19 protein-coding genes are annotated in these 24,393 nt (G+C 60.2%); 7 read left to right on the top strand and 12 right to left on the bottom strand.

Annotation, left to right across the window (positions count from 1 at the left end; all coding sequences use genetic code 11):
- Positions 1–154: 154 nt before the first annotated feature.
- Together argE and argA are read left to right on the top strand one after the other, a co-directional pair.
- Entirely contained in the window at positions 155–1,303 is a 1,149-nt protein-coding gene (gene argE, locus LIX91_RS17795) for an acetylornithine deacetylase (protein WP_103689122.1), read from the top strand.
- Between the two features lie 140 nt (positions 1,304–1,443).
- Entirely contained in the window at positions 1,444–2,742 is a 1,299-nt protein-coding gene (gene argA, locus LIX91_RS17800; RefSeq protein ID WP_003414058.1) for an amino-acid N-acetyltransferase, read from the top strand.
- A gap of 506 nt (positions 2,743–3,248) precedes the next feature.
- Here the strand turns inward: argA and gshA are convergent.
- The 3 genes from gshA to LIX91_RS17815 all read right to left on the bottom strand — a co-directional run bounded on the left by gshA (position 3,249) and on the right by LIX91_RS17815 (position 7,785).
- Positions 3,249–4,841: a glutamate--cysteine ligase gene (gshA, locus tag LIX91_RS17805; RefSeq protein WP_181017167.1), complete on the bottom strand. Its 1,593-nt coding sequence runs from the start codon at positions 4,839–4,841 to the stop codon at positions 3,249–3,251.
- Between the two features lie 242 nt (positions 4,842–5,083).
- Positions 5,084–5,467, bottom strand: coding sequence for a PaaI family thioesterase (locus LIX91_RS17810; RefSeq protein ID WP_226488876.1), 384 nt, complete (start codon positions 5,465–5,467; stop codon positions 5,084–5,086).
- Positions 5,467–7,785, bottom strand: a complete 2,319-nt coding sequence (locus LIX91_RS17815) for a Tex family protein (protein WP_003414063.1) — start codon at positions 7,783–7,785, stop codon at positions 5,467–5,469. The genes LIX91_RS17810 and LIX91_RS17815 overlap by 1 nt, the downstream gene beginning before the upstream one ends.
- Before the next feature lie 299 nt (positions 7,786–8,084).
- On the opposite strand from LIX91_RS17815, the gene ompR reads away from it, so the two are divergent.
- Both ompR and LIX91_RS17825 read left to right on the top strand, forming a co-directional pair.
- Positions 8,085–8,825 (top strand): two-component system response regulator OmpR, encoded by a 741-nt coding sequence (gene ompR / locus LIX91_RS17820; RefSeq protein ID WP_003318889.1) that lies wholly within the window; start codon positions 8,085–8,087, stop codon positions 8,823–8,825.
- Positions 8,826–8,987: 162 nt separating this feature from the next.
- A complete protein-coding gene (locus LIX91_RS17825) occupies positions 8,988–10,298 on the top strand; it encodes an ATP-binding protein (RefSeq protein WP_003392530.1) in 1,311 nt (436 codons plus the stop codon).
- A 254-nt stretch (positions 10,299–10,552) separates the two neighbouring features.
- Here LIX91_RS17825 and LIX91_RS17830 read toward each other — a convergent pair whose 3' ends face one another.
- The 4 genes from LIX91_RS17830 to LIX91_RS17845 all read right to left on the bottom strand — a co-directional run bounded on the left by LIX91_RS17830 (position 10,553) and on the right by LIX91_RS17845 (position 12,597).
- The gene (locus LIX91_RS17830; protein WP_003414065.1) at positions 10,553–11,020 is read right to left on the bottom strand and encodes an inhibitor of vertebrate lysozyme family protein; all 468 of its coding nucleotides are present in this window, start codon (positions 11,018–11,020) and stop codon (positions 10,553–10,555) included.
- Between the two features lie 2 nt (positions 11,021–11,022).
- Entirely contained in the window at positions 11,023–11,187 is a 165-nt protein-coding gene (locus tag LIX91_RS17835) for a DUF1328 domain-containing protein (protein ID WP_002555679.1), read from the bottom strand.
- Positions 11,188–11,241: 54 nt separating this feature from the next.
- Complete coding sequence (locus tag LIX91_RS17840) at positions 11,242–11,529, bottom strand: hypothetical protein (protein ID WP_011266283.1); 288 nt, start codon at positions 11,527–11,529, stop codon at positions 11,242–11,244.
- A 228-nt stretch (positions 11,530–11,757) separates the two neighbouring features.
- A complete protein-coding gene (locus LIX91_RS17845) occupies positions 11,758–12,597 on the bottom strand; it encodes a BON domain-containing protein (RefSeq protein WP_003414069.1) in 840 nt (279 codons plus the stop codon).
- 197 nt (positions 12,598–12,794) lie between these two features.
- On the opposite strand from LIX91_RS17845, the gene algB reads away from it, so the two are divergent.
- Positions 12,795–14,141 carry a sigma-54-dependent response regulator transcription factor AlgB gene (gene algB / locus LIX91_RS17850; protein ID WP_003318895.1) on the top strand — a complete coding sequence of 449 codons (1,347 nt, stop codon included), beginning with the start codon at positions 12,795–12,797 and terminating at the stop codon, positions 14,139–14,141.
- A gap of 10 nt (positions 14,142–14,151) precedes the next feature.
- Positions 14,152–15,939, top strand: a complete 1,788-nt coding sequence (locus tag LIX91_RS17855; protein WP_003414071.1) for a KinB sensor domain-containing domain — start codon at positions 14,152–14,154, stop codon at positions 15,937–15,939.
- Positions 15,940–15,967: 28 nt separating this feature from the next.
- Here LIX91_RS17855 and LIX91_RS17860 read toward each other — a convergent pair whose 3' ends face one another.
- The 4 genes from LIX91_RS17860 to LIX91_RS17875 all read right to left on the bottom strand — a co-directional run bounded on the left by LIX91_RS17860 (position 15,968) and on the right by LIX91_RS17875 (position 20,441).
- Complete coding sequence (locus LIX91_RS17860; RefSeq protein ID WP_226488877.1) at positions 15,968–16,747, bottom strand: N-acetylmuramoyl-L-alanine amidase; 780 nt, start codon at positions 16,745–16,747, stop codon at positions 15,968–15,970.
- A 95-nt stretch (positions 16,748–16,842) separates the two neighbouring features.
- The gene (locus LIX91_RS17865; RefSeq protein WP_100073304.1) at positions 16,843–18,915 is read right to left on the bottom strand and encodes a GGDEF domain-containing protein; all 2,073 of its coding nucleotides are present in this window, start codon (positions 18,913–18,915) and stop codon (positions 16,843–16,845) included.
- A complete protein-coding gene (locus tag LIX91_RS17870; protein ID WP_003367393.1) occupies positions 18,912–19,787 on the bottom strand; it encodes an endonuclease/exonuclease/phosphatase family protein in 876 nt (291 codons plus the stop codon). The genes LIX91_RS17865 and LIX91_RS17870 overlap by 4 nt, the downstream gene beginning before the upstream one ends.
- 9 nt (positions 19,788–19,796) lie before the next feature.
- Positions 19,797–20,441 (bottom strand): thiol:disulfide interchange protein DsbA/DsbL, encoded by a 645-nt coding sequence (locus LIX91_RS17875; RefSeq protein WP_003414077.1) that lies wholly within the window; start codon positions 20,439–20,441, stop codon positions 19,797–19,799.
- 294 nt (positions 20,442–20,735) lie between these two features.
- On the opposite strand from LIX91_RS17875, the gene yihA reads away from it, so the two are divergent.
- Positions 20,736–21,371: a ribosome biogenesis GTP-binding protein YihA/YsxC gene (gene yihA / locus LIX91_RS17880; RefSeq protein ID WP_003341625.1), complete on the top strand. Its 636-nt coding sequence runs from the start codon at positions 20,736–20,738 to the stop codon at positions 21,369–21,371.
- 241 nt (positions 21,372–21,612) lie between these two features.
- Here the strand turns inward: yihA and polA are convergent, their stop codons facing one another.
- Entirely contained in the window at positions 21,613–24,378 is a 2,766-nt protein-coding gene (polA, locus tag LIX91_RS17885; RefSeq protein ID WP_100073305.1) for a DNA polymerase I, read from the bottom strand.
- Positions 24,379–24,393 lie beyond the last annotated feature (15 nt).

A 24,393-nucleotide genomic window follows, 5' to 3' on the forward strand; every position in this document is an offset into this window, starting at 1 on the left:
AATCCAAACGCTGATACGGATAAACGGGAGCGCAGCCCATGATTGAACGGCTGCTGAGGCCGTCAGTGTACAGGACATGGCCCGAAACGGTTTATTCCTGGGTTGCTATGGCCCTATGATGGGCCGTGTTCCGTCTCGATTACAGGAAGCGTCCATGCCGTTGCCGTCCATGAAAGACCAGTTCGCCGCGCTGATCGCCGTACCCTCGGTGAGCTGCACTCAGCCTTCCCTGGACCAGAGCAACCGTCCCGTCATCGATCTGCTGGCCGGATGGCTGGGCGATCTGGGGTTTGCCTGCGACATCCAGCAAGTGTCGCCCGGCAAGTTCAATCTGCTGGCGACCTACGGAACAGGCCCAGGCGGTCTGGTACTGGCGGGGCACAGCGATACCGTGCCGTTCGATGAGGCACTGTGGAAGACCGACCCCTTGAAGCTGACCGAGGTGGATGGCCGCTGGGTCGGGCTGGGCAGTTGCGACATGAAGGGCTTCTTTGCGCTGGTCATCGAGGCGGTGCGTGGCCTTCTTGACCAGCCGTTCAAGCAGCCGCTGCTGATCCTCGCCACCTGCGACGAGGAAAGCTCGATGGCCGGTGCCCGCGCGCTGGCCGAGGCCGGACGCCCGCTGGGTCGTGCGGCAGTGATTGGCGAGCCGACCGGGCTCAAGCCGATCCGCCTGCACAAGGGCGTGATGATGGAGCGCATCGATATTCTCGGGCGCAGCGGCCATTCCTCCGACCCGAGCCTTGGGCACAGCGCACTCGAAGCCATGCACGACGCCATCAGCGAACTCAAGGGCCTGCGCACGCAGTGGCAGGCGAAGTACCGCAACCCGCAATTCACGGTGCCGCAGCCGACGTTGAACCTGGGCTGTATTCATGGCGGCGACAACCCGAACCGGATTTGTGGCCAGTGCTCGCTGGAATTCGACCTGCGCCCGCTGCCGGGCATGGACCCGGAGATGCTGCGCTCGGCCATTCGGCAGAAGCTGCAGCCGCTGGCCGAGCTGCATCAGGTACAGATCGACTATGCGCCATTGTTCCCCGAATGCGCACCGTTCGAGCAGGTCGCTGACGCTGAACTCGTGCGTGTCGCTGAACGTCTGACCGGTCATACGGCCGCAGCAGTAGCATTCGGCACCGAAGCGCCTTATCTTCAGCGCCTCGGCTGCGAGACACTGGTGCTCGGCCCGGGCGACATCGCCTGTGCGCATCAACCGGGGGAATACCTCGAAATGTCACGTCTTGACCCTACAGTGCGTCTGTTACGTCAATTGATCGAACATTACTGCCTGACGCCCCAGTGAGTCAGGCATAACCCGTAACAATCAAAGTATCTTGAGCAAAAGGAGACTGCGCGTGCTGCCAAGCCTGTTCCGACGATAACCACCACACCGTTGTGCGTGCTTCTTTTCTTCGTCCATTTTTTCTACAGGCTCTTGTTGTCATGCCCGAATACGTCAACTGGCTTCGCCACGCGTCTCCGTACATCAATGCTCACCGCGATTGCACCTTCGTCGTCATGCTGCCCGGCGACGGCGTTGCGCACCCCAATTTCGGCAATATCGTCCACGACCTGGTGCTGCTGCACAGCCTGGGCGTGCGCCTGGTGCTGGTTCACGGGTCCCGCCCGCAGATTGAAAGCCGTCTGGCCCAGCGCGGGATTACGCCGCGTTACCACCGTGACCTGCGGATCACCGACACCGAAACGCTGGAGTGCGTGATCGATGCCGTGGGTCAGCTGCGCATCTCGATCGAGGCGCGTCTGTCGATGGACATGGCTGCATCGCCCATGCAGGGCTCGCGCTTGCGAGTGACCAGCGGCAACGTCGTCACCGCACGGCCTATCGGGGTGCTTGAGGGTGTCGATTATCAGCACACCGGCGAAGTGCGCCGGGTCGACCGCAAGGGTATCAATCGCCTGCTGGACGAGCGCCATATCGTGCTGCTGTCGCCACTGGGTTATTCACCGACGGGCGAGATTTTCAATCTGGCCTGCGAAGACGTCGCCACCCGCGCAGCCATCGATCTGGCTGCTGACAAACTGCTGCTGTTCGGCGCCGAAACCGGCCTGCTGGACGAGCAGGGCCGGTTGGTGCGCGAACTGCGTCCGCAACAGGTGCCCGCGCACCTGCAGCGCCTGGGTTCCAACTATCAGGCAGAACTGCTGGATGCTGCGGCCGAGGCCTGCCGTGGCGGCGTGGCGCGCAGCCATATCGTCAGTTATGCCGAGAACGGCGCGCTGCTGACCGAGCTGTTTACCCGTGACGGTGGCGGCACGCTGGTCGCGCAGGAACAGTTCGAACTGGTGCGCGAAGCGGCCATCGAGGATGTCGGCGGTTTGATGGACCTGATCACGCCGCTGGAAGAGCAGGGCATACTGGTGCGTCGTTCCCGCGAAGTGCTGGAACGCGAGATCACGCAGTTCAGCGTGGTCGAGCGCGAAGGGCTGATCATCGCCTGTGCGGCGCTGTATCCGATTGCCGATTCGGAGTCGGGCGAGCTGGCGTGTCTGGCCGTCAATCCGGAATACCGGCATGGTGGCCGTGGCGACGAGTTGCTGGAGCGTATTGAAAACCGCGCCCGGGCTTTGGGTATCAAGACCCTGTTCGTCCTCACCACCCGCACCGCACACTGGTTCCGCGAGCGCGGTTTCGAACCCAGCAGCGTCGACCGCCTGCCAAGCGCCCGCGCCTCGCTGTACAACTACCAGCGTAATTCGAAGATCTTCGAAAAGGCGATATAAGCCTGAGTGCGGACTATATTTTGTGGGAGTGAGCTTGCTCACGAAGAGGCTGGAGCAAGCCCCCAGAAAGGGGCGTTTGAACCGTCCCTTTCGTGAGCAAGCTCACCCACGCCCTTCGGGCAGAAGCGCAGAGCATTGGGCACGATAGTTGAGATGATCGTTCTTCACGCTCCAGCGAGGGAATGCAGTTCTCGACGCTCTGCGTCGTCAAGAGGACGCGGAGCGTCCAGAAAGGCATGCGACGCAGAGCGCCGCACGATAGTCGCGCCTGCACCGGCACCTTCGTGAACAAGCTCACCCACGCCCTTCGGGCAGAAGCGCAGAGCATTGGGCACGATAGTTGAGATGATCGTGCCCAATGCTCCAGCGTGGGAACGCAGTTCTTGACGCTCTGCGTCGTCAAGAGGACGCGGAGCGTCCAGAAAGGCATGCGACGCAGAGCGCCGCACGATAGTCGCGCCTGCACCGGCACCTTCGTGAGCAAGCTCCCCACAGTAGTTGCACGATCAGTTGCTGATCGACAGAATGCTCGCCTGATACGAACCCACGAACGTGTCGAAATCCACCACTTCCTCGGTCGCTTCCAGCTCTGCCTGATCTTCGATCGAGGTTTTGGCCTGGGCTTCGAAGTCTGCCTGTTCCTGGGCGCTCAGCGGGTGAGTGCGGAAGTATTCGGCGTGGACCTGGCTCTGGCGCAGGGAGAACGCGGTAAAGCCCTCGTTATGCGCTTCCATGCTGGCCAGCACCTGGGCAGACGGTGTGAGCGCGGTATCGTCGATCTTGGCCTGTTGCACGGCAATCGATTTGAGGTGCTCATCGGTGCCCTGAGCCTGATCGAGCAGGCGGGCAATCGGCGTGATCTTCTCCATCAGCTCGGTTGCCCAGGTCTTGAGATCGACAGGGCGGTTGTCGCGCATCAGGCTCAGGCCGGGGCGACGCCCTTCCTTGACCACTGACAGGAAGTTCGAGCTTGCGTTGGAGCATTCGTGGCTGGCCAGTTGCTGGCTTTCCTCGAGGGCGCAATACAGCACGAAGGCATCGATGAAGCGCGACTGCTCCAGGCTGATGCCGGTCGGCAGGAACGGGTTGATGTCCAGGCAGCGCACTTCGACGTACTGCACACCACGGGCCACCAGCGCCTGAATAGGGCGTTCGCCGCTATAGGTCACACGCTTAGGGCGAATGTTGGAGTAGTACTCGTTCTCGATCTGCAGCACGTTGGTGTTGAGCTGCACCCACTCGCCGTTCTGGTCATGGGTGCCGACCTCGACGTAAGGCTTGTAAGGCGTGGCCACGGCCTTGCGCAGGCTGTCGGTGTAGCTGACCAGGTCGTTGTAGCAAGGGGTCAGATCGGCCTGGGCGTCACTCTGATAACCCAGGTCGCTCATGCGCAGACTGGTGGCGTACGGCAGATACAGGGTATCGGCGTCGAAGTGCTGCTCCAGCTGATGCTTGCGGCCGCGCAGGAAACCCGCGTCGAGTGCCGGTGAAGCGCCGAACAGGTACATCAACAGCCAGCTGTAGCGGCGGAAGTTACGAATCAGCGCGATGTAGGAATGCGACTGGTAGTCGCGCGCATCGCCTGCAAAGTCCTCGGTCTGCTTGAGCAGCGCCCAGGCGTCTTCCGGCAACGAGAAGTTGTAGTGAATGCCGGCAATGCACTGCATGGTCTTACCGTAACGCAGCGCCAGGCCCTTGCGGTACACGTACTTGAGCTTGCCGATGTTCGACGTGCCGTAATAGGCGATCGGTATGTGCTCTTCATCGGGCAACGGGCACGGCATCGACGGGCTCCACAGCAGCTCGTCGCCCAGCTTGCTGTAAACGAAGCGGTGGATCCGGTCCAGGTTGTCGATGGTCTCAGCCGGGTTCTTCAACGCAGGGGTGATGAACTCCAGCAGCGATTCGGAATAATCGGTCGTCACCTGACCATTGGTCAGGGCGGCACCCAGAGCTTGCGGGTGTGGCGTCCGGGCCAGTTCTGCCGTTGCGGTAACGCGCAGGCACTCACGCTCGATACCGTGCAGGCACTGCTCCAGAAGAGAGAGGTTGTTACGCTCGCCGAGCAATGCAAGACGACGGTTTAAAAGTTCGCTCAAGGTGTAATCCTTCACGCATCGGTCGCCCCGATATGGGGGTGGACTTGACGGTCTACAAGGGTGAAGAAAGGAACTGGCGTAGTCGCCTGGTTGGTCGGTAGCGCCTGTTCACAATCACTGCTCTTTGTCGTACTACCCAAATGGACTCGGCACCACGCTAATGGTGCCGAAATTAACCCAAATGATGTCGGTACGGCTAGGTTCAGTTCGCAGGGATGCTGTTCATCAGCCCTCGATCAAGTCTAGATCACCGCAAATGTGCCCTGGGCCTTGGCGACGAGCTTGTCGCCCTGAACGACTTCGGCCTCGACCACCAGCGTGCGGCGACCCGCGTGCAGCACCTTGGCGATGCACAGGACTTCACCCTCGGAGACGCCACGCACGTAGTTGATCTTGCACTCGATGGTCACGCTGCGCTGGTCGAAACCGTGAACGCTGGAACAGGCCAGGCCCATGGAGATATCGACCAGGCTGAAGATTGCACCGCCGTGCATCACGTTGCCGCGATTGCGCAGGTGCGCCTCCAGCGGCAACGCAACCTCGGCAACGCCCTCGTCCAGACGCCGCAGCTCGCAGCCGAGCATCTTGAAGTAGGCGCTGTGGGTCAGATCTTCAGGAATATCCATCAGCGCTTCTTCAATTGCTTGGCATTGGCGAACAGCGACGCCATCGCATTGTTGGCGGGTGCTGGCGCAGTGGTTTCCTTGCGCGGGGCGTTGTTCTGGCGAGGCGAAGAACCCGGACGGGCACCGCGCGCGCCATCGATTTTCTCGCCGGGCGTGTCGCTCATGCGCATCGACAGACCGACGCGTTTGCGCGGGATATCGACTTCCATGACCTTCACTTTCACCACATCACCGGCCTTGACCGCCTCGCGCGGGTCCTTGATGAACTTCTCGGACAACGCCGAGATGTGCACCAGACCGTCCTGATGCACGCCGATATCGACGAATGCACCGAAGTTGGTGACGTTGGTGACCACGCCTTCGAGGATCATCCCCAGTTGCAGATCCTTGAGGTCTTCGACCCCGTCCTGGAACTCTGCCGTCTTGAACTCCGGACGCGGATCGCGGCCCGGCTTTTCGAGTTCCTGAAGGATGTCGGTCACGGTCGGCAGACCAAAGGTCTCGTCGGTGAATTTCTTCGGGTCCAGTCGCTTGAGAAAGCTGGCGTCGCCGATCAGCGAGCGTATATCGCGGTCGGTTTCAGCCGCAATGCGCTGCACCAGCGGGTAGGCTTCCGGGTGAACGGCGGAGGCATCGAGCGGATTGTCACCGGTCATGACGCGCAGGAAGCCGGCGGCCTGTTCAAAGGTCTTTTCGCCCAGGCGGCTGACTTTCTTCAGCGCCGCGCGGGTCTTGAACGCGCCGTTTTCATCACGATGCGCAACGATGTTCTGCGCCAGCGTGGTGTTGAGGCCGGAAATGCGTGCCAGCAGCGCCACGGAGGCCGTGTTCACATCCACGCCCACGGCGTTTACGCAGTCTTCCACCACTGCATCCAGGCCGCGCGCCAGCTTGAGCTGCGAAACGTCGTGCTGGTACTGGCCGACCCCGATGGATTTCGGGTCGATTTTCACCAGTTCGGCGAGCGGGTCCTGCAAGCGACGGGCAATGGACACCGCGCCACGGATCGACACGTCGAGGTCCGGGAATTCCTTGGCGGCCAGTTCCGATGCCGAGTACACCGAAGCGCCTGCTTCGGAAACCATAACCTTGGTCATCTTCAGGCCTGGGTATTTTTTGATCAGGTCGGCAGCCAGCTTGTCGGTTTCGCGGCTGGCGGTGCCGTTGCCGATGGCAATCAGATCCACCGAATGCTTGGCGCACAGTGCGGCCAGTACAGCGATGGTCTGGTCCCACTGGTTTTTCGGTACGTGCGGATAGACGGTGGCGTAGTCGAGCAGCTTGCCGGTGGCGTCGACCACGGCGACCTTGCAGCCGGTGCGCAGGCCAGGATCGAGCCCCAGCGTGGCGCGCTGACCGGCCGGCGCGGCGAGCAACAGGTCGTGCAGGTTGTGGGCGAAGACATTGATCGCTTCGGTTTCCGCGCCGTCACGCAGCTCACCCAGCAGATCGGTTTCAAGGTGGCTGTACAGCTTGACCTTCCAGGTCCAGCGCACCACTTCGGCCAGCCATTTGTCTGCCGGGCGGTTCTGGTTCTGGATACCGAAGCGCTCACCGATCATCAGCTCGCACGGGTGCATGGCGCCCGGCAATTCTTCACCGACTTTCAGTGCGGAACTCAGGAAGCCTTCGTTACGACCGCGGAAAATCGCCAGCGCACGGTGCGACGGCATGCTCTTGAGCGGTTCGTCGTGTTCGAAGTAGTCGCGGAACTTGGCGCCTTCCTCTTCCTTGCCCGGCACCACGCGTGCGCTGATCACCGCTTCCTGCTTGAGGAAGCTGCGCAGCTTGTCCAGCAGCGAGGCATCTTCGGCAAAGCGCTCCATCAGGATGTACTTGGCGCCTTCCAGCGCGGCCTTTACATCGGCCACGCCTTTTTCCGCGTCGACGAAGCGGGCTGCTTCTGCTTCCGGGGCCAGGCTCGGGTCGTTGAACAGGCCGTCAGCCAGTTCGCCCAAACCGGCTTCAAGGGCGATCTGGCCCTTGGTGCGGCGTTTCTGCTTATAAGGCAGGTACAAGTCTTCGAGGCGGGTCTTGGTGTCGGCCAGCTTGATGTCGCGGGCCAGCTCCGGGGTCAGCTTGCCTTGCTCTTCGATGCTGGCAAGAATGCTGACGCGCCGGTCGTCCAGTTCACGCAGATAACGCAGGCGCTCTTCCAGATGGCGCAGTTGCGTGTCATCAAGACTGCCGGTCACTTCCTTGCGGTAGCGGGAAATGAAGGGCACGGTCGAGCCTTCATCCAGTAGTGCGACGGCCGCTGCGACCTGTTGTGGGCGTACGCCGAGTTCTTCGGCGATGCGGCTGTTGATGCTGTCCATAAAACCACCTGGAGTTGTGAGCAAAAAACTGGGCTATGTACGAATTGCCTTGCCTGGGTATCGTGCGCCAGCATTTATTTTCAGGGCTGGCGAACCGCCATGAGTCCGGCGTTGCCTGACTTCGAGGGCGGCGCATTATACCCAGCGAAGCCGGATTAGGGGATCGGCCGATAAATGGGGTGTTTTTTCGGCGAAAACGCAGGCACAAGTGTCGCCTCCAGTAAAATCTGCTAACAATGCACAAGGTGCGCATCACCGCAGCTACGCCATAATGCGCCCCGAGATCAGAGGAGCATCCGATGAGCAGCACCGCACAAAATGCCGAAGGCGAAAAAATCCTTATTGTCGATGACGATCCGGGGCTGAGCAGCCTCCTGGAACGTTTTTTCACCAGCAAGGGCTATCGTGCCCGCGCCGTGGCAAATGTGGAACAAATGGACCGGTTGCTGGCCCGTGAGGTTTTCAACCTTGTGGTGCTGGACCTCATGCTGCCCGGCGAAGACGGCCTTTCAGCCTGTCGTCGTCTGCGTGCCGCGAACAATCAGGTGCCGATTATCATGCTGACCGCCAAGGGCGATGAGCTGAGCCGCATCAAGGGGCTCGAACTGGGTGCTGACGATTATCTGGCCAAGCCGTTCAACCCGGACGAGTTGATGGCGCGGGTCAAGGCGGTGTTGCGTCGTCAGGCGGCACCGGTGCCCGGCGCACCCGGCAGCGAGGACGAGTCGGTCAGCTTCGGTGACTACGTGCTGTCTCTGGCAACCCGCGAGCTCAAGCGCGGTGAAGAAGTGCACATGCTCACCACCGGTGAATTCGCGGTACTGAAAGCGCTGGTCATGCACGCTCGCGAGCCGCTGACCCGCGACAAACTGATGAACCTGGCGCGTGGCCGGGAGTGGGATGCGCTGGAGCGATCCATCGACGTGCAGATTTCCCGCCTGCGTCGCCTGATCGAGCCTGACCCGTCCAAGCCCCGTTATATCCAGACGGTCTGGGGCGTAGGTTATGTATTTGTTCCGGACGGTGCCGGAAGTCGCTGATAACCCGGTTGTCGGCCTGGAAATCCGTCATTGCTGCCAGTCACGTCGATAATCTTAAAAGGGTTATCGGCGTACTGGTTTTTTGCGTTCGTCCATCGGGTCCGGCCCGCGTTCGGCAAACCTGCGAGCCTCGCTCGCCCTGCAAAGTGTATGGCTGCAGTTATGAAGACTCCGCTCTGGTTCCCGCAAAGCTTTTTCTCCCGCACGCTCTGGCTGGTGCTCATCGTCGTGCTGTTTTCCAAGGCCCTGACGCTGGTTTATCTGCTGATGAACGAAGACGTGCTGGTCGACAGGCAATACAGCCACGGCGTTGCTCTGACCCTGCGCGCGTACTGGGCCGCCGGTGAAAACGATCGCGAGGCGATTGCCGAGGCGGCAGGTCTGATTCGGGTGGTGGGCGGCGGCGTGCCGGAAGGTGAGCAGCACTGGCCTTACAGTGAGATCTATCAGCGGCAGATGCAGGCTGAGCTGGGCGCCGATACGGAAGTGCGTCTGCGGGTACACGCGCCACCCGCGCTGTGGGTGCGAGCGCCGAGCCTGGGTGACGGCTGGCTGAAAGTGCCGCTTTATCCGCACCCGTTGCGCGGTCAGAAAATCTGGAACGTGCTGGGCTGGTTCCTGGCCATCGGGTTGCTTTCCACGGCATCCGCCTGGATTTTCGTGCGTCAACTGAGTCAGCCGCTCAAGCGTCTGGTGTTTGCGGCGCGCCAGTTGGGGCAGGGGCGCAGCGTGCGGCTGCCGGTGAGTGACACGCCGAGCGAGATGACCGAAGTCTACCGGGCCTTCAATCAGATGGCTGAAGACGTCGAGCAGGCCGGGCAGGAGCGCGAACTGATGCTGGCCGGTGTTTCCCACGACTTGCGCACACCGCTGACGCGCCTGCGCCTGTCTCTCGAACTGATGAACGACAATGAGTTCTCCGAAGGCATGGTGCGCGATATCGAGGACATGGACGCCATTCTCGATCAGTTCCTGGCGTTCATCCGCGATGGACGCGACGAAGAGATCGAAGAGGTCGATCTGGGGCACCTGGTGCGCGATGTGGTTGCCCCCTTCAATGATGATGAAGACAGCATTCGTCTGTGCCTGGAGCCCATTCCGCCGTTCCCGCTGCGCCGTGTCTCGATGAAGCGCCTGCTGACCAACCTGATTGGCAACGCCAAGCACCACGCCGGTAACGGTATCGAAGTAGCCGCCTACGTATCCGGTGACCGAAACGCGCCCTACGTGGTGTTGAGTGTGCTGGACAGGGGCGCGGGCATTGATCCGTCCGAGCTGGACACCATCTTCAACCCGTTCATTCGTGGTGATCGCGCACGCAGTGGCAAGGGCACCGGCCTCGGCCTGGCCATCGTCAAGCGTATCGCTGCCATGCACGGCGGTAATGTCGAGTTGAGAAATCGTTCGGGAGGCGGACTGGAAGCACGCGTAAGGCTGCCGCTGGGGCTGATGCTGCCGAGGGATGCGATTTAAGAAGAGTGCGAAGCGAGAAGGGATATATAAAGCGCCGCGCAAGGTCACGGGAGGCGTTCGAAAGGTCAACGCATTCTCGTAGCCTTGCACGGCGGCTTGCCTGACCCGGCCCTTGGCGGAGGTACTCCCTGTACCCCTAGGTCACGCCGATCATATGATCAACGCGTCCCGGCCCCCTGGTCATGTGCGTACCTTCCTCAGGCCGCACAAAGCCGAAAGGTGTCGACTCCTGGAGCCGACACCTTTCTTCTGGATCAATACCAGTTCGGATCCTTGCGCAGCTCTTCATTCAAGAGCTTTTGCATACCCTCGTCAGGCTTACCCAGGTAACGGTAAGTCGCGTGACGTGTTGGCGATTTGTCTGCAGGAAGACCGGCAGGCACTTCAACCAACATGGCGTAAGCATCTTCCTTGTCGAGGCTGAAAACCACGATCAGGCGCTTGCTTTTGCACGTATCGGCCGTTTCGCAAAGCGGTCCAACCAGATAATTGTCATCGTCCTCACGGGCCGCTGTCATCTGCTGCCCGGAAGCACCGGACAGGTTGATCACCCAATCCGGCAAACGCTCTTCCTTCTTGACGACCTTCGCCCAGGTGGTGCGGTACTCGGGGGCGGAGCTTAGAAGCTCATTGACCCGAGACTGACCATCATTGGCTGCCATGACCATGGCACTGCCACCCATCAACAGGGCAGCGGCCAGTGTGCGAAATGACGTGTGCATTATCAGCCTCGACCGCGACGACCGAAGAAGAACGACACAACGAACATCACCAGGAAGACGACGAACAGGATCTTGGCGATACCAGTAGCCGTGCCCGCGATGCCACCGAAGCCCAGTACTGCAGCGACGATAGCGATGATCAGAAACGTGATTGCCCAACTCAACATGGTGATACTCCTTTTGATGCCGTTTTAATAAGGGTGCTGCTTTTTAAGGTCGGGTCAGAAAACCCATTTTTGCTGCGGAGCGACTTCATCTACAGAAACCAGGCCGTCGACATTGCGCAGGCTTGAGGACATGTCCTTGACTGCTGGTGCACTAACACCGCGATAGGAGATGCTGCTGGTCTGGATGAATTGCTGTTTCGGTTGAGCTGCCTCGTTGGCTTGATTCCAACGCTGGAACTGCTGAATGGCGATCAGAGTGACGAGCAAGGCAAGGAGCAGAAAAAGACCTTGCTGGATGTGCAGGGGAGAGATACGCAATTGTGCAATACGCTGGCTGTTCATCTGCAAAATCCCCTTGCCTGAGTGGGCATTCAATCTGATGGGTCGTTGTGGATCGACCTTTGTTGAATGGGTTATTGCAGACTGCATGCCAGTTTTTGATCGATATAAATCCTTTTAAAATCAATAAGTTAATAAGTCACGCAAGAGCGTCCTACCAGCAACCTGCACGATTACCCCTTTGTAATCGTGCGTTCTGCACGAAGCGCTCGGCGCGATGGCGCTGAACCCTCAGCCTGCGCTGCGCGCCATGACCTTCAGCGCATCGCCGTTGACGCCTTTGACACCACGAATATTTTTCGCGATTTCCACCGCCAGTTCTTTCTCGGCGAAGTTGGCAACCACGCCATTCAGGCTGACCACACCGGCCTTGGTGTCCACTTTGATGTTCAGCCCATCCAGCGTCCGGCTGTAGATCAGGCTCGCCTTCACCTTACTGGTGATCCAGGCGTCACTCATTTCCTCGGTCGGGGTCAGTGACTGTGGCTGGGTCTTGGCCGCGATCGAGTCGGCCGCGCTCAGGCTGATCAGGTTATTGACGCTGACCACGCCATCGGTATTGCTGGCCAGGCTACCCGCCAGTTCTTTGGCTTCGGGACTCTGTGCCCGGCCCTTGAGGGTGATGACGCCGTCCTTGCTGTCGACCTCGATATTCAGCGCTTCGGTCACGCTGCTCCACAGCAGCTTGGATTTCACCGTCGCGACCAGCGTTGCATCCTCGAAGCGCTGAGCCATGTTGGTCCGGGTGCCAGGCTCGCTGGCGACAGCTGGATCCACCTCCAGCTGGTTGTCGACCTTTTCGATGCCTTTGGTATCCAGCGCGATGCGCTCGGCCAGCTCTCGGTCCACCTCGTTTTCAACCTTGCCCTTTAGCGTCGCAGTGCCTTGCTCGACACCCACATCGATCTTGAACGGGCTCAGATGCTTGTTCAGCGCGAAAGCTGTCCAGATCGAGCCTTCCTGGCGCGCCTCGGTGAGCTGAGTGGGCAGGTCAGGCTGGGCGAGTACCGGGCCGCTGCCCAGTAGCGCAGCGGCGGCGGTGATCAGAGCAATCTTTTTCAGTGAAAACATAAGAGCGTTCCTTTTGCGGTGAGATTTCGTCTCCGAATGGACGGTTTTAACGGCATAAACGCGGATTAATCAGGCTGTTCGCCATTAGCTGATCAGAAAGCTACCATGCATGCCGAAGAATCAATCAGAATTGACCATGCAACTTGCCCGATGATTCCGAGACTAACTGAGACAATTCATTAAGGAGCGTAGGAAAAATGGAAGCAGCCACTGAGAATCAGGGCCGTATTCTGCTTGTGGACGACGAGTCCGCCATCCTCCGCACTTTCCGGTACTGTCTGGAAGACGAAGGCTACAGTGTCGCCACTGCCAACAGCGCAGCCCAGGCTGACACGCTCATGCAGCGCCAAGTGTTCGATCTGTGCTTTCTCGATTTGCGTCTGGGCGAAGACAATGGCCTGGACGTGCTGGCGCAGATGCGGATTCAGGCGCCGTGGATGCGTGTGGTGATCGTGACTGCCCATTCGGCGGTGGATACGGCTGTCGATGCCATTCAGGCTGGCGCAGCCGACTATCTGGTCAAGCCGTGCAGTCCTGACCAGTTGCGTCTTGCAACGGCCAAGCAGCTTGAAGTCAGGCAACTGTCTGCACGTCTCGAAGCACTGGAAGGCGAGGTTCGCAAGCCCAAGGATGGTCTGGATTCCCACAGCCCTTCGATGATGGCCATTCTGGAAACGGCCCGTCAGGTGGCGGTCACCGATGCCAACATCCTGATTCTGGGCGAGTCGGGTACCGGTAAGGGCGAGCTGGCCAGGGCGATTCATGGCTGGAGCAAGCGCGCCAAGAAGTCCTGCGTCACCATCAACTGCCCGTCGCTGACTGCAGAACTGATGGAAAGCGAACTGTTCGGCCACAGCCGCGGCGCTTTCACCGGTGCCAGCGAAAGCACGCTGGGTCGTGTCAATCAGGCCGATGGCGGCACCCTGTTTCTCGACGAGATCGGCGACTTTCCGCTGACGTTGCAGCCCAAGTTGCTGCGCTTCATTCAGGACAAGGAATACGAGCGCGTCGGCGACCCGGTGACTCGACGTGCCGACGTGCGCATCCTGGCCGCCACCAACCTCAACCTTGAGGACATGGTGCGCAGCGGACGTTTCCGTGAGGATCTGCTGTACCGCCTGAACGTGATTACTCTAAATCTGCCAGCCCTGCGTGAGCGCAGCGAAGACATTCTGACCCTGGCGGACCGCTTTCTGGCGCGTTTCGTCAAGGAGTACGCTCGTCCGGCTCGCGGCTTCAGCGAGGAGGCCCGTGCGGCGCTGCTCAATTACCGCTGGCCGGGCAACATTCGTGAGCTGCGTAACGTGATCGAGCGAGCCAGCATCATCTGTCCACAGGAACGCGTGGAAGTAAGCCATCTGGGCATGGCTGAGCAGCCGACCAACAACGCACCGCGAGTGGGAGCGGCCTTGAGTCTGGACGAGCTTGAAAAGGCACACATCGGGGCCGTACTGGCAACCAGTGAAACCCTTGATCAGGCCGCCAAGACGCTGGGTATCGATGCTTCGACGCTTTACCGCAAACGAAAACAGTACAACCTATGAAATACCTCAAATGAAGCTGGCCATGAAGTTGCGCACCCGCCTCTTTCTCAGTATTTCGGCGCTTATCACGGTCGCTTTGCTCGGGCTGCTGCTGGGGCTCGTCAGTGTCATGCAGATGGCCCGGACTCAGGAATCACTGATTCAGCATAACTTCGCCATCCTCGATCTGGGCTTGAAGTTGCGCCAGAACATGGGTGATCAACTGGTGTTGATGACCGGTTCCAATCGCAATGACGTTGAGCTGGACAGAATCCAGAAGCAGTTCGAAGAGCTGCTGGAGCAAGGATCGGTGCAGGACACCCAGCAAAACGTACGCAACGGTTTTGAAAAGACCCGGGGCGATTATCAGCGATTCATTGCCGCCTGGCAGCAGTATGGCAATGATCCGCGAGGTATACGCGGCAACCCGCAATTGAGCGAAAGTTTCGACACGTTGCGTAACGGCCTGATGGATGTGCATCGCAAGGCGCTGGAGAACATCAGCAACGCCGAGATCAACTCCAGGGATCGTGCATTGTGGATCGCCGGCTTGCTGGGCCTGGTCGGGCTGGCGGTGCTGTGCATCGGCTTTGTGACCGCGCACGGCATCGCCCGTCGTTTCGGTGCGCCGATCGAGGCGCTGGCCAAGGCTGCCGATCGCATCGGTGAGGGTGATTACGAGGTCACGCTGCCCATTTCCTCGGCCGCCGAAATGAACCTGCTGACCCGGCGCTTCGGCATCATGGCCGAAGCCCTGCGTCAGCATCAGGCGACCAACGTCGATGAGCTTCTGGCGGGCCAGCAACGTCTGCAGGCGGTTCTCGACAGTATCGACGATGGCTTGCTGATGATTGATCGCCAGGGCCACCTGGAGCACCTCAACCCTGTTGCGCAGCGCCAGCTCGGATGGGACGAGAGTCGCCTCGGGCACAGTCTGGGCGAGGCATTGGGCCGCCCCGAGCTGGATGAGCAATTGCATCTGGTGCTGCGAGGCGGAACGCTGGAGCGTGCGCCGGAAGACCTGGCCATCGAGATCGACGGCGAGTCACGACTGCTGACCTACAGCATGACGCCGGTCAGCCACACCAAGGGCCACATCCTGGGTGCGGTGATGGTGCTGCACGATGTGACCGAGCAGCGTGCTTTCGAGCGGGTACGCAGCGAGTTCGTCCTGCGCGCCTCGCATGAGTTGCGCACGCCGGTCACGGGCATGCACATGGCGTTCGGCCTTCTTCAGGAGCGTCTGCATTTCGCTCCCGAGTCACGTGAGGCGGATCTGCTCAATACGGTCACTGAAGAAATGCAGCGCCTGATGCAGCTCATCAACGACCTGCTGAATTTCTCGCGTTATCAGAACGGTCTGCAGAAGCTCAAACTTGCACCGTGCTCCGTCGAGACCTTGCTGCAAGAAGCCAAGGCGCGCTTTGAGGATCAGGCCCAGGAGCAGGATATTGTGCTGATGCTGGATATGCAGGAGCCGATGCCGCGCCTGCATGCCGATCAGTCCCAGCTGGAACGGGTGCTGGATAATCTGCTGGACAATGCCTTGCGTCATACGCCGCCGAACGGCCTGATTCGCCTGCAGGCCAGGCGTCACGGCGAGCGGGCGATCATCAGCGTCGAAGACAACGGTGAGGGCATTGCCTATGGACAGCAGGGGCGGATCTTCGAACCCTTCGTCCAGGTCGGGCGCAAGAAAGGCGGTGCCGGGCTCGGGCTGGCGCTGTGCAAGGAGATTGTCCAGCTGCACGGCGGACGCATGGGCGTTTATTCACGGCCGGGGCAGGGCACGCAGTTCTATATGGCGTTACCGCTCTGAGGGCTTGAGCTCCAGGCCCTCACGCGCTTCAATTCGAATGATTGAGCACCTGCAGGATGGCCGCGCTCTGTGCGTCAGGCTCGCCGTCGAAGCGTGCCGGGCGATAGTGCATCTGGAAGGCGGTCAGTACCTGACGTGTTGCGACGTCCAGCTCACCGGTCTGCGGGGTACTGTAGCCCAGGCGTGCCAATTGCTGCTGGAACCAGGTGATGCTCGGCAGATTGACTGCCAGCAATGCCTGACGCTGGGCAACCTGGCGTTCGTCCGGCCAGTTCCCCAGACCTTCGGCAGCGAGGCGTTTCCACGGGAACAACGGCCCCGGATCCTGCTTGCGCGACGGGGCGATGTCGCTATGACCGATGATGTGTTTGGGGTCGATCTTATTGCGTTTGACGATGTCCTTGAGCAGGACAATGATCGACTGGGTCTGCGCTTCGGTGTACGGATACCACAGGCGACCTGTCGGCGTTTCCTTGAAACCCGGGTTGACGATCTCGATGCCGATCGAACTGGAGTTGAGCCAGGTGCGGCCTTCCCACTCGCTTTCGCCGGCATGCCAGGCACGTGCGTTTTCATCGACCAGTTTGTAGATGGTGGCCTTGCTGTCGTCACCGATCAGGTAGTGGGCGCTGACCTCGCCATGGGTCAGTAACTGCAGCGAGCGTTCCAGCGAAGCCGAGGTGTAGTGCATCACCACATACTGGGCACGGCCATCGAAATTTACCGAGGGATGGCTGGTATCCAGCCTGGGGCCGCTGGCACAGGCAGTGAGGAGGAGCATGAGCAAGGCAGAGAAATACAGCTTCATGAGGTCGGCAGCGTCGGCAGGAAATGAAACATCATAACAAAATGTGTACAAATAGCATGGGGCGCCAGCCATTTGTTCAGGTCAAAATGTTTCAGTCAGCCCTGTTCGATGCGGTTCCGGCCGTTCTCCTTGGCCTTGTAAAGCGCCTGGTCGGCACGTTTGATGGCAGTGTCTCTCTTCTCTGACGGGCGAAAAGCCGTCAGGCCAATGGAGACGGTGATGGTGACTCGCTCACCCTTGAAGTGGAAAGGGCATGACTCGACGGCGGCGCGCAGTTCATCCAGAAGCGTCAACCCGGTGGCAAGAGGCGTTGCAGGCAGCAGCATGACGAATTCTTCGCCGCCAAACCGTGCCATGAAGTCATCGGCGCGCAGGCGTTTGCTGAGGACATTGGCGACGATCTTCAATACCTTGTCGCCAGCCAGGTGACCGTAGCCATCGTTGATGCGTTTGAAATGGTCCAGGTCCAGAATGCACACCAGCAAGCTGTTTTTTTCTTCCTGCCACCGGGCCATCTCCTGTTCGAGGCGCTCACCCCAGGCGGCACGATTGGGCAGTCCGGTAAGCGGGTCGATCAGGGCCTTTTGACGCTGTTCCTCCAGGTGAGTCCTGAAACCCAGGGCTTCCTGCTCCATGCTCGCGACGCGGGCCGCCAGACCTTGCAGGCGCGAGGCCACTTCGCGCTCGCGGGCATCGCGTTTGAGCTGGTAGTGATCCATGGTGCCAAGCAGAGCCTCGAGCCGATTATCGAGCACTCGCTTGAGGCTGGGTAGATCGGAGGCGTCCTGAACACTGCTTTGCAGGCCGCCCACCTGTTCGCGCAACTGGTCGTTCAGGTCGCGCGCGGTGGACTGATCCTCGGCGTGATCTTCACTGGCGGCCTGCAAGTGGCTTTGAAAGGATTCGAGCCGCTCATTGAGCTGCTTGAGGTAAGTGCCGAACTCCTGCTGACCACCGTTGTTGATCGCCAGCATCAACACCGCCAGATCGTCGAGGATCGGCAGCAACTCGTACCAGTTAAGCCCATGTTTCAAGCGTAACTGCATGTCCTCGACCTGCGGGCGAAAGTGCTCGGACAGGGTCAGGTCGTCCAGCAGGCCCAGCAGGGTTTGTTCAATGTGTGCCGCCACCGAGCTGTAGCTGGGCTCTGGTGAGGAGGGCAGCGCGTAACCTTCTTCGCCCTCTGCCGATTCGGGCTGCTGCTCGGCCTCTGCGTCGGGTTCCTCAACTGTCACCTCGATTGGCGCGGGCCGCTGCTGGTAGGGCACTGATGGGACTGGCGCCAGAACATCCGCAAAATCGATGGGTTCGACGGTGGCAGGTGCAGGTTCGGCGACGGCTTCTGCCGATATCGGTGCAATATCCGTGGCAGTGGCCTGTGGCACAGGTTCTTCAGACGTCACTGCAGCGGGTATCACTGCGGCAGGCGCAGCGGTTTCCGGGGCAGGCGCTGGCGGCGTGCTGTCTGCGGCAATGGGTGCTGCGGCAGGGGAATCAACAGCCTCGGCTTCGACAGGAGCGGCGTCTGGCGGGGCGTGAGTGTTCGATGCTTGCGGCTCGGCATGAGGTTCATGGGGTTCCGGCGCGGAGGAGGCGGCGTCGTCGGGGTGAGCAGTCTCGGGATGGGAGTCGTTGCTGTGGCCTTCGCGCGAACCGAACAGGCGTTGCAGCAATCCCTGGCGCGGACCTTCTTCGGGTTTTTCAACCTGGGTCAGGGCCTGGCCCTGCAAATTGCTCAACTCGCCGAGCAACAGGGGCAGCTCGCGGGCCTGGGAGGCGCGCTCTTCAAGCTCCTTGGCAAAGCGCTTGAGCGGCTTGCGTACGTCGCGCGGCAGCGGCAGTGACTGCAGCTGTGCAACCAGTGCGGTCAGTGCCGAGCTGATTTGCGCGGCCCGTACTTCGCGGCGTTGTTCAGAGTCCAGTACGGCTTTTTCGAGGCGCGGGATCAGGGCTGCCAGGCCCGCATCCATATCGTCCTTGCGGACGATTTCGCGCATTTCCTTCATGCATTCATCGACAGCGCGGTCAGAGCCCTCCGCCGCCAGACTGCTGCGCACCAGACCGCGTCGCAACAAATCGAGCCGCGCATCCCAGCGCTTTTCGAGCTTGTCCTGTTGCTCGATCCCTTTGAGGTATTTCTCTTTCCAACGCTCCGCGTCGTCGCTCATGCAAGGCTTCCACCAGAGGGCACAGGCAGTGAGTCCCCACGCAGTGAGTCAGGCAGGCGAATCTCGACAGCGACAGGCAGGTGATCGGAAATGGGTTGCGCCAGCACCTGCACGCGCTCGAGCGTCAGGGTCGGGCTGAGCAAAATGTGATCGAGGCAGCGTTGTGGCCGCCAGCTCGGAAAGGTCGCCTCTATCTGCGGGGCCAGAAGCCCAAGATCCCGTAGCGGCGAGTGTTCCAGCAGGTCATTGGCGTGGGTGTTCATGTCGCCCATCAGCACCTGATGGCGATAGCCGCCGATCAGTTCGCGAATGTAGGCAAGCTGCCGGGTTCGGGTCCGGGTCCCCAGCGCCAGGTGCATCATGACCACGACCAGCGCATCCTCACCCTCGCCGAAGCGCACAAGAATTGCGCCGCGCCCGGCCGGGCCTGGCAGCGGATGATCCTCGATCTTGGTCGGACGCAGACGGCTCAGCACGCCATTGCTGTGCTGCGCCAGGCGCCCGAGGTTGCGATTGAGTTGTTGATACCAGTACGGAAAACCACCCAGCTGGGCAAGGTGCTCGACCTGGTTGATGAAGCCGGAGCGCATGCTGCCGCCGTCGACTTCCTGCAGTGCCACCAGATCGAATTCATTGATCAGATCGCCGATCTTCTGCAGGTTGCCAGCTCGACCGCCATGCGGCAGCAAATGCTGCCAGCTGCGCGTCAGGTAATGATGGTAGCGCTGGGTACTGATACCCACCTGGATATTGAAACTGAGCAAACGCAGCCTGCCGTCTTCCGGCAAGCCGTTTTGCAGCAGATGATGTTCGTTGACCTGCGGATCATGCAGGCCAACGATACGGGTACTGCCTTTGCCCCAGCGGCGCATGATGTGCGCTTACTTGGCGGCTGTGGTAGCCGCTCGCTCTTTGGCAATCAACTGGTCGGCAACTTCCAGGGTCTTTTCCGGACCACCGGCAGAACCCAGGTCAAAGCGGTACTTGCCATTGACGATCATGGTCGGAACGCCAGTCACTTCGTACTTCTTGGCCAGTTCCTTGTACTGGGCGATCTTGCCCTTGACTGCGAAAGAGTCGAACGTCTTCAGGAAGTCTTCCTTGTTCACGCCCTGTGTGGCGACGAAATCAGCCATGTCATTCTTGTCGGTCAGACGCTTGCCGCCTTTCTGGATGGCTTCGAATACGGCTGCGTGAACCTTGTGTTCGACGCCCATGGTGTCCAGGGTGATGAACAGTTGGCCGTGAGCGTCCCAAGGGCCGCCGAACATGGCAGGGATGCGTACGAACTTGACGTCGGACGGCAGTTTTTCAACCCACGGATTGATGGTTGGCTCGAACGCGTAGCAATGCGGGCAGCCATACCAGAACAGCTCGACGACTTCGATCTTGCCTGGCTCGGCAACAGGCACAGCGCTTGCCAGCTCGACGTATTGCTTGCCGGCCTCGATGGGCGTGGCGGCCTGGGCGGACATACCGAACAGACTGGCGGCAACCAGAGCGGCGCTGATGATCAGATTACGCATGCTTTACTCCTGAGCAGATTGAATCGCCTTCAAGCGACGGTGGTTTCGACCGGACGCGAAAGCCTGAGTTCGTTAGTGTAACGCTGAGGTTGTAAAAATGGGCGACCGAGGACGGCCTTTTTGCATAAGGAGTGAAGCAGGTCATGTCTGAATGTTCCAGCACATCCGTCAGAGCGGCCCGATACGGTGTGAGTGTGGGCCGGGGGGCAGGTGTGTCATTATATGCGCACGCATCCAAACGAAACCGACACCTCCTGCCGCACCCCTTGCAGGCAGGTCTTCACCGGAAATCACATGCAACTCAAAAACCCCATCCTCGGTCTGTGCCAACAGGCCACGTTCATGCTCAGCGCCGCCAAGGTCGACCAATGCCCCGACGACGAAGGTTTTGAGGTCGCGTTTGCCGGTCGCTCCAACGCGGGCAAATCGAGTGCGCTGAACACCCTGACCCACGCCAGCCTGGCGCGTACATCCAAGACCCCGGGGCGTACCCAGTTGCTGAACTTTTTCGGTCTGGACGAAGATCGTCGTCTGGTCGACCTGCCCGGTTACGGCTACGCCAAAGTGCCCATCCCGCTCAAACTGCACTGGCAGCGTCACCTGGAAGCCTATCTGGGCAGCCGCGAAAGCCTGAAGGGTCTGATTCTGATGATGGATATCCGTCATCCAATGACCGACTTCGACGTGCTGATGCTCGATTGGGCCATCGCCAGCAACATGCCGATGCACATTCTGTTGACCAAGGCCGACAAACTGACCTACGGCGCGGCCAAGAACACGCTGCTCAAGGTTCAGGCCGAGATTCGCAAAGGCTGGGGTGATGCAGTGAGCATCCAGTTGTTCTCGGCCCCCAAGCGCATGGGGCTGGAAGAGGCCTACACCGTGCTGGCCGACTGGATGGAACTGGAAGACAAGGCACCTGCGGAGTAAATCGCAGGCAAAAAAGACCCCGGACTTCGCATGGGGAGGGGGAAGTTCCGGGGCTTAAGGTCCAGACCTTAGGGTGGGATCTGGATAACTGCCAACACTTAACACAACTAGGAGCACGATCGATTTTTCAACCAATCGACACGTCTGACTCCTGTCCAAACGGTTAAGTTCCAGCGGTGAAGAAAAGTTCACATTTCCTACAATATTTGACGAACCTGCGTACAGGTTCGCCATTTCAGGCTCAGTGAGCCTCGTCCCAATTGTTGCCAACCCCCACTTCTACCAGCAACGACACTGCCAGTTCCGCTGCGCCGCTCATGTGTGGACGGATCTGTTCACTGACCTGATCGACCAGGTCCTCGTGCACTTCAAGCACCAGTTCGTCGTGAACCTGCAGGATGACCCGTGCATCCAGACCGGACTCGTCCAGCCAGCCGTTCACCGCCACCATGGCTTTCTTGATGATGTCCGCAGCGGTGCCCTGCATCGGCGCGTTGATCGCCATGCGTTCCGCGCCTTTGCGCAGGGACTGGTTCTTGGCGTTGATGTCCGGCAGGTACAGGCGACGACCGAAGATGGTTTCGACAAAACCTTGCTCGGCAGCCTGGGCCCGGGTGCGCTCCATGTAGTTCAGCACGCCAGGGTAGCGGGCGAAGTAGCGGTCGACATACGCCTGTGACTGCTTGCGATCGACGCCAATCTGCTTGGCCAGACCAAATGCGCTCATGCCGTATATCAGACCGAAGTTGATTGCCTTGGCGCTACGACGCATGTCAGTGGTGACGTTTTCCAGCTCGACGCCAAAAACCTCCGCAGCCGTCGCGCGGTGAACGTCCAGGTCATTGCGGAACGCATGCAGCAAGCCTTCGTCCTGAGCCAGATGCGCCATGATGCGCAGTTCGATCTGCGAATAGTCGGCGGCCAGCAGTTTGTAACCCTTCGGGGCCACGAACGCCTGACGAATGCGCCGGCCTTCAGCGGTACGAATCGGGATGTTCTGCAGGTTCGGATCGCTGGACGATAAGCGACCGGTGACGGCCACTGCCTGATGATAGGAGGTGTGAATACGCCCGGTGCGCGGGTTGATCTGCTCTGGCAGGCGGTCGGTGTAGGTGCTCTTGAGCTTGCTCATCGAGCGGTATTGCATCAGCACCTTGGGCAGCGGGAAATCCTGCTCCGCGAGTTCGGCGAGCACCGCTTCGGCAGTCGATGCCTGGCCGGTGGCGGTCTTGCTGAGAATCGGCATGCCGAGTTTCTCGTAGAGAATCACGCCCAGCTGCTTGGGTGAGCCGAGGTTGAACTCTTCGCCGGCAATGGCGAAGGCTTCGCGCTCCAGCGCAGTCATCTTGTCGCCCAGTTCGACGCTCTGGATGCCCAGCAGGTTGGCATCGACCAGCGCGCCCTGGCGCTCGATACGCGCCAGCACAGGCACCAGCGGCATCTCGATATCGTTCAATACCGGCTGCAGGGTCGGAATCGCGGCCAGCCGTGCGTCGAAGACTTCATGCAGGCGCAGGGTCAGGTCCGCTTCTTCGGCGGCGTAATTGCCCGCCTGCTCCAGGGCAATCTGGTCAAAGCTCAGCTGTTTGGCGCCTTTGCCGGCAATCTCCTGGAAATTGATCGGCGTGTGCGTCAGGTACTTGGCCACCAGGCTGTCGCGGTCGTGGCGGGTGGCGGTGGAGTCCAGTACATAGGATTCCAGAATGGTGTCGAAGCGCACGCCCTGCAGGTCGATGCCTTGAGCCTGATCGCCGTCGATCGCGCAATTGGCAAGCAGGTTGATGGCGAACTTGGCGTGCTGGCCGACCTTGATTTTTTCCGGGTCTTCCAGCAACGGCTTGAGCGCCTTGAGCACGGTGTCGCGGTCCAGCTGCTGCGGCACGCCCATGTATGAATGGGTCAGCGGAATGTAAGCGGCTTCGTGGGTCTGAATGGCGAAGGACAGGCCGACCAGTTGCGCACGCTGGGCATCGGTGCCGTTGCTCTGGGTGACGAAGGCAAACAGTGGCGCGGCCTGCAGCTTCTTCAGCCAGGCATCGAACTGGCTCTGTTCAAGAATGACTTCATAAGCCGCTTCTCTGGCCTCAACGGTCGGCTCTTCGACGGTCAGCTCCTGGCCGGCACGTTTGGCGTCGCGTTGCAGGTCTTCGATCCAGCTCTTGAATTCCAGCTCGGCGTACAGCTCCATCAACGTGTCGCGGTCGGGCTCGCCGCAATGCAATTGATCCAGCTCGATGTCCAGCGGTACGTCGATCTTGATGGTCGCCAGTTCGTAAGATAGAAAGGCCATCTCACGATGTTCTTCGAGTTTGGCGGCCAGGGTCTTGGCGCCACGGATCGGCAGGGAAGCGACCTTGTCGAGGTTCTCGTAAAGCTCCTTGATGCCGCCGCCGATGCCGACCAGCAGGCCGACTGCAGTCTTCTCGCCAACGCCGGGCACGCCGGGAATGTTATCGACCTTGTCGCCCATCAAAGCCAGGTAATCGATGATGTGCTCCGGACCGACGCCGAATTTCTCTTTCACGCCCGCCACATCCATCACGCTACCGGTCATCGTATTGACCAGGGTGATGTGGCCGTCGACCAGTTGCGCCATGTCCTTGTCGCCGGTGGAGATCACCACTGGACGATCGGCTGCCGCGCTGCTGCGTGCCAGCGTGCCGATCACGTCATCGGCTTCAACGCCTTCGACGCACAGAAACGGGTAGCCCATGCCTTTGACGCAGGCATGCAGCAGGTCGACCTGCACGCGCAGATCGTCCGGCATGCTCGGCCGGTTGGCTTTGTAGTCGTTGTACAGCGCATCACGGAACGTCCCGCCCTTGGCGTCGAACACCACGGCGAGCGGGCTGTCCGGGTACTGGCGCCGCAGGCTTTTGAGCATGTTGAGCACGCCCTTGACGGCACCGGTCGGCAATCCTTTGGAGGTGGCCAGTGGTGGCAGTGCGTGGAAGGCGCGGTAGAGGTAGGAGGAACCGTCTACCAGGACGAGTGGCGCTTGGGTCATGAGCAGAATCAACCT

Source organism: Pseudomonas sp. B20, assembly GCF_020515755.1.
GTDB classification, from domain to species: domain Bacteria; phylum Pseudomonadota; class Gammaproteobacteria; order Pseudomonadales; family Pseudomonadaceae; genus Aquipseudomonas; species Aquipseudomonas syringae.

Coding starts and splice junctions, on each gene's coding strand:
- LIX91_RS17845 (WP_003414069.1), bottom strand. CDS start 12,597: ATGTTTTCACTGAAAAAGATTGCTCTGATCACCGCCGCCGCTGCGCTA.
- polA (WP_100073305.1), bottom strand. CDS start 24,378: ATGACCCAAGCGCCACTCGTCCTGGTAGACGGTTCCTCCTACCTCTAC.
- yihA (WP_003341625.1), top strand. CDS start 20,736: ATGCAACTCAAAAACCCCATCCTCGGTCTGTGCCAACAGGCCACGTTC.
- ompR (WP_003318889.1), top strand. CDS start 8,085: ATGAGCAGCACCGCACAAAATGCCGAAGGCGAAAAAATCCTTATTGTC.
- LIX91_RS17810 (WP_226488876.1), bottom strand. CDS start 5,467: ATGGATATTCCTGAAGATCTGACCCACAGCGCCTACTTCAAGATGCTC.
- LIX91_RS17825 (WP_003392530.1), top strand. CDS start 8,988: ATGAAGACTCCGCTCTGGTTCCCGCAAAGCTTTTTCTCCCGCACGCTC.
- LIX91_RS17875 (WP_003414077.1), bottom strand. CDS start 20,441: ATGCGTAATCTGATCATCAGCGCCGCTCTGGTTGCCGCCAGTCTGTTC.
- LIX91_RS17870 (WP_003367393.1), bottom strand. CDS start 19,787: ATGCGCCGCTGGGGCAAAGGCAGTACCCGTATCGTTGGCCTGCATGAT.
- argA (WP_003414058.1), top strand. CDS start 1,444: ATGCCCGAATACGTCAACTGGCTTCGCCACGCGTCTCCGTACATCAAT.
- algB (WP_003318895.1), top strand. CDS start 12,795: ATGGAAGCAGCCACTGAGAATCAGGGCCGTATTCTGCTTGTGGACGAC.
- LIX91_RS17855 (WP_003414071.1), top strand. CDS start 14,152: ATGAAGCTGGCCATGAAGTTGCGCACCCGCCTCTTTCTCAGTATTTCG.
- LIX91_RS17830 (WP_003414065.1), bottom strand. CDS start 11,020: ATGCACACGTCATTTCGCACACTGGCCGCTGCCCTGTTGATGGGTGGC.
- LIX91_RS17840 (WP_011266283.1), bottom strand. CDS start 11,529: ATGAACAGCCAGCGTATTGCACAATTGCGTATCTCTCCCCTGCACATC.
- argE (WP_103689122.1), top strand. CDS start 155: ATGCCGTTGCCGTCCATGAAAGACCAGTTCGCCGCGCTGATCGCCGTA.
- LIX91_RS17815 (WP_003414063.1), bottom strand. CDS start 7,785: ATGGACAGCATCAACAGCCGCATCGCCGAAGAACTCGGCGTACGCCCA.
- LIX91_RS17860 (WP_226488877.1), bottom strand. CDS start 16,747: ATGAAGCTGTATTTCTCTGCCTTGCTCATGCTCCTCCTCACTGCCTGT.
- LIX91_RS17865 (WP_100073304.1), bottom strand. CDS start 18,915: ATGAGCGACGACGCGGAGCGTTGGAAAGAGAAATACCTCAAAGGGATC.
- LIX91_RS17835 (WP_002555679.1), bottom strand. CDS start 11,187: ATGTTGAGTTGGGCAATCACGTTTCTGATCATCGCTATCGTCGCTGCA.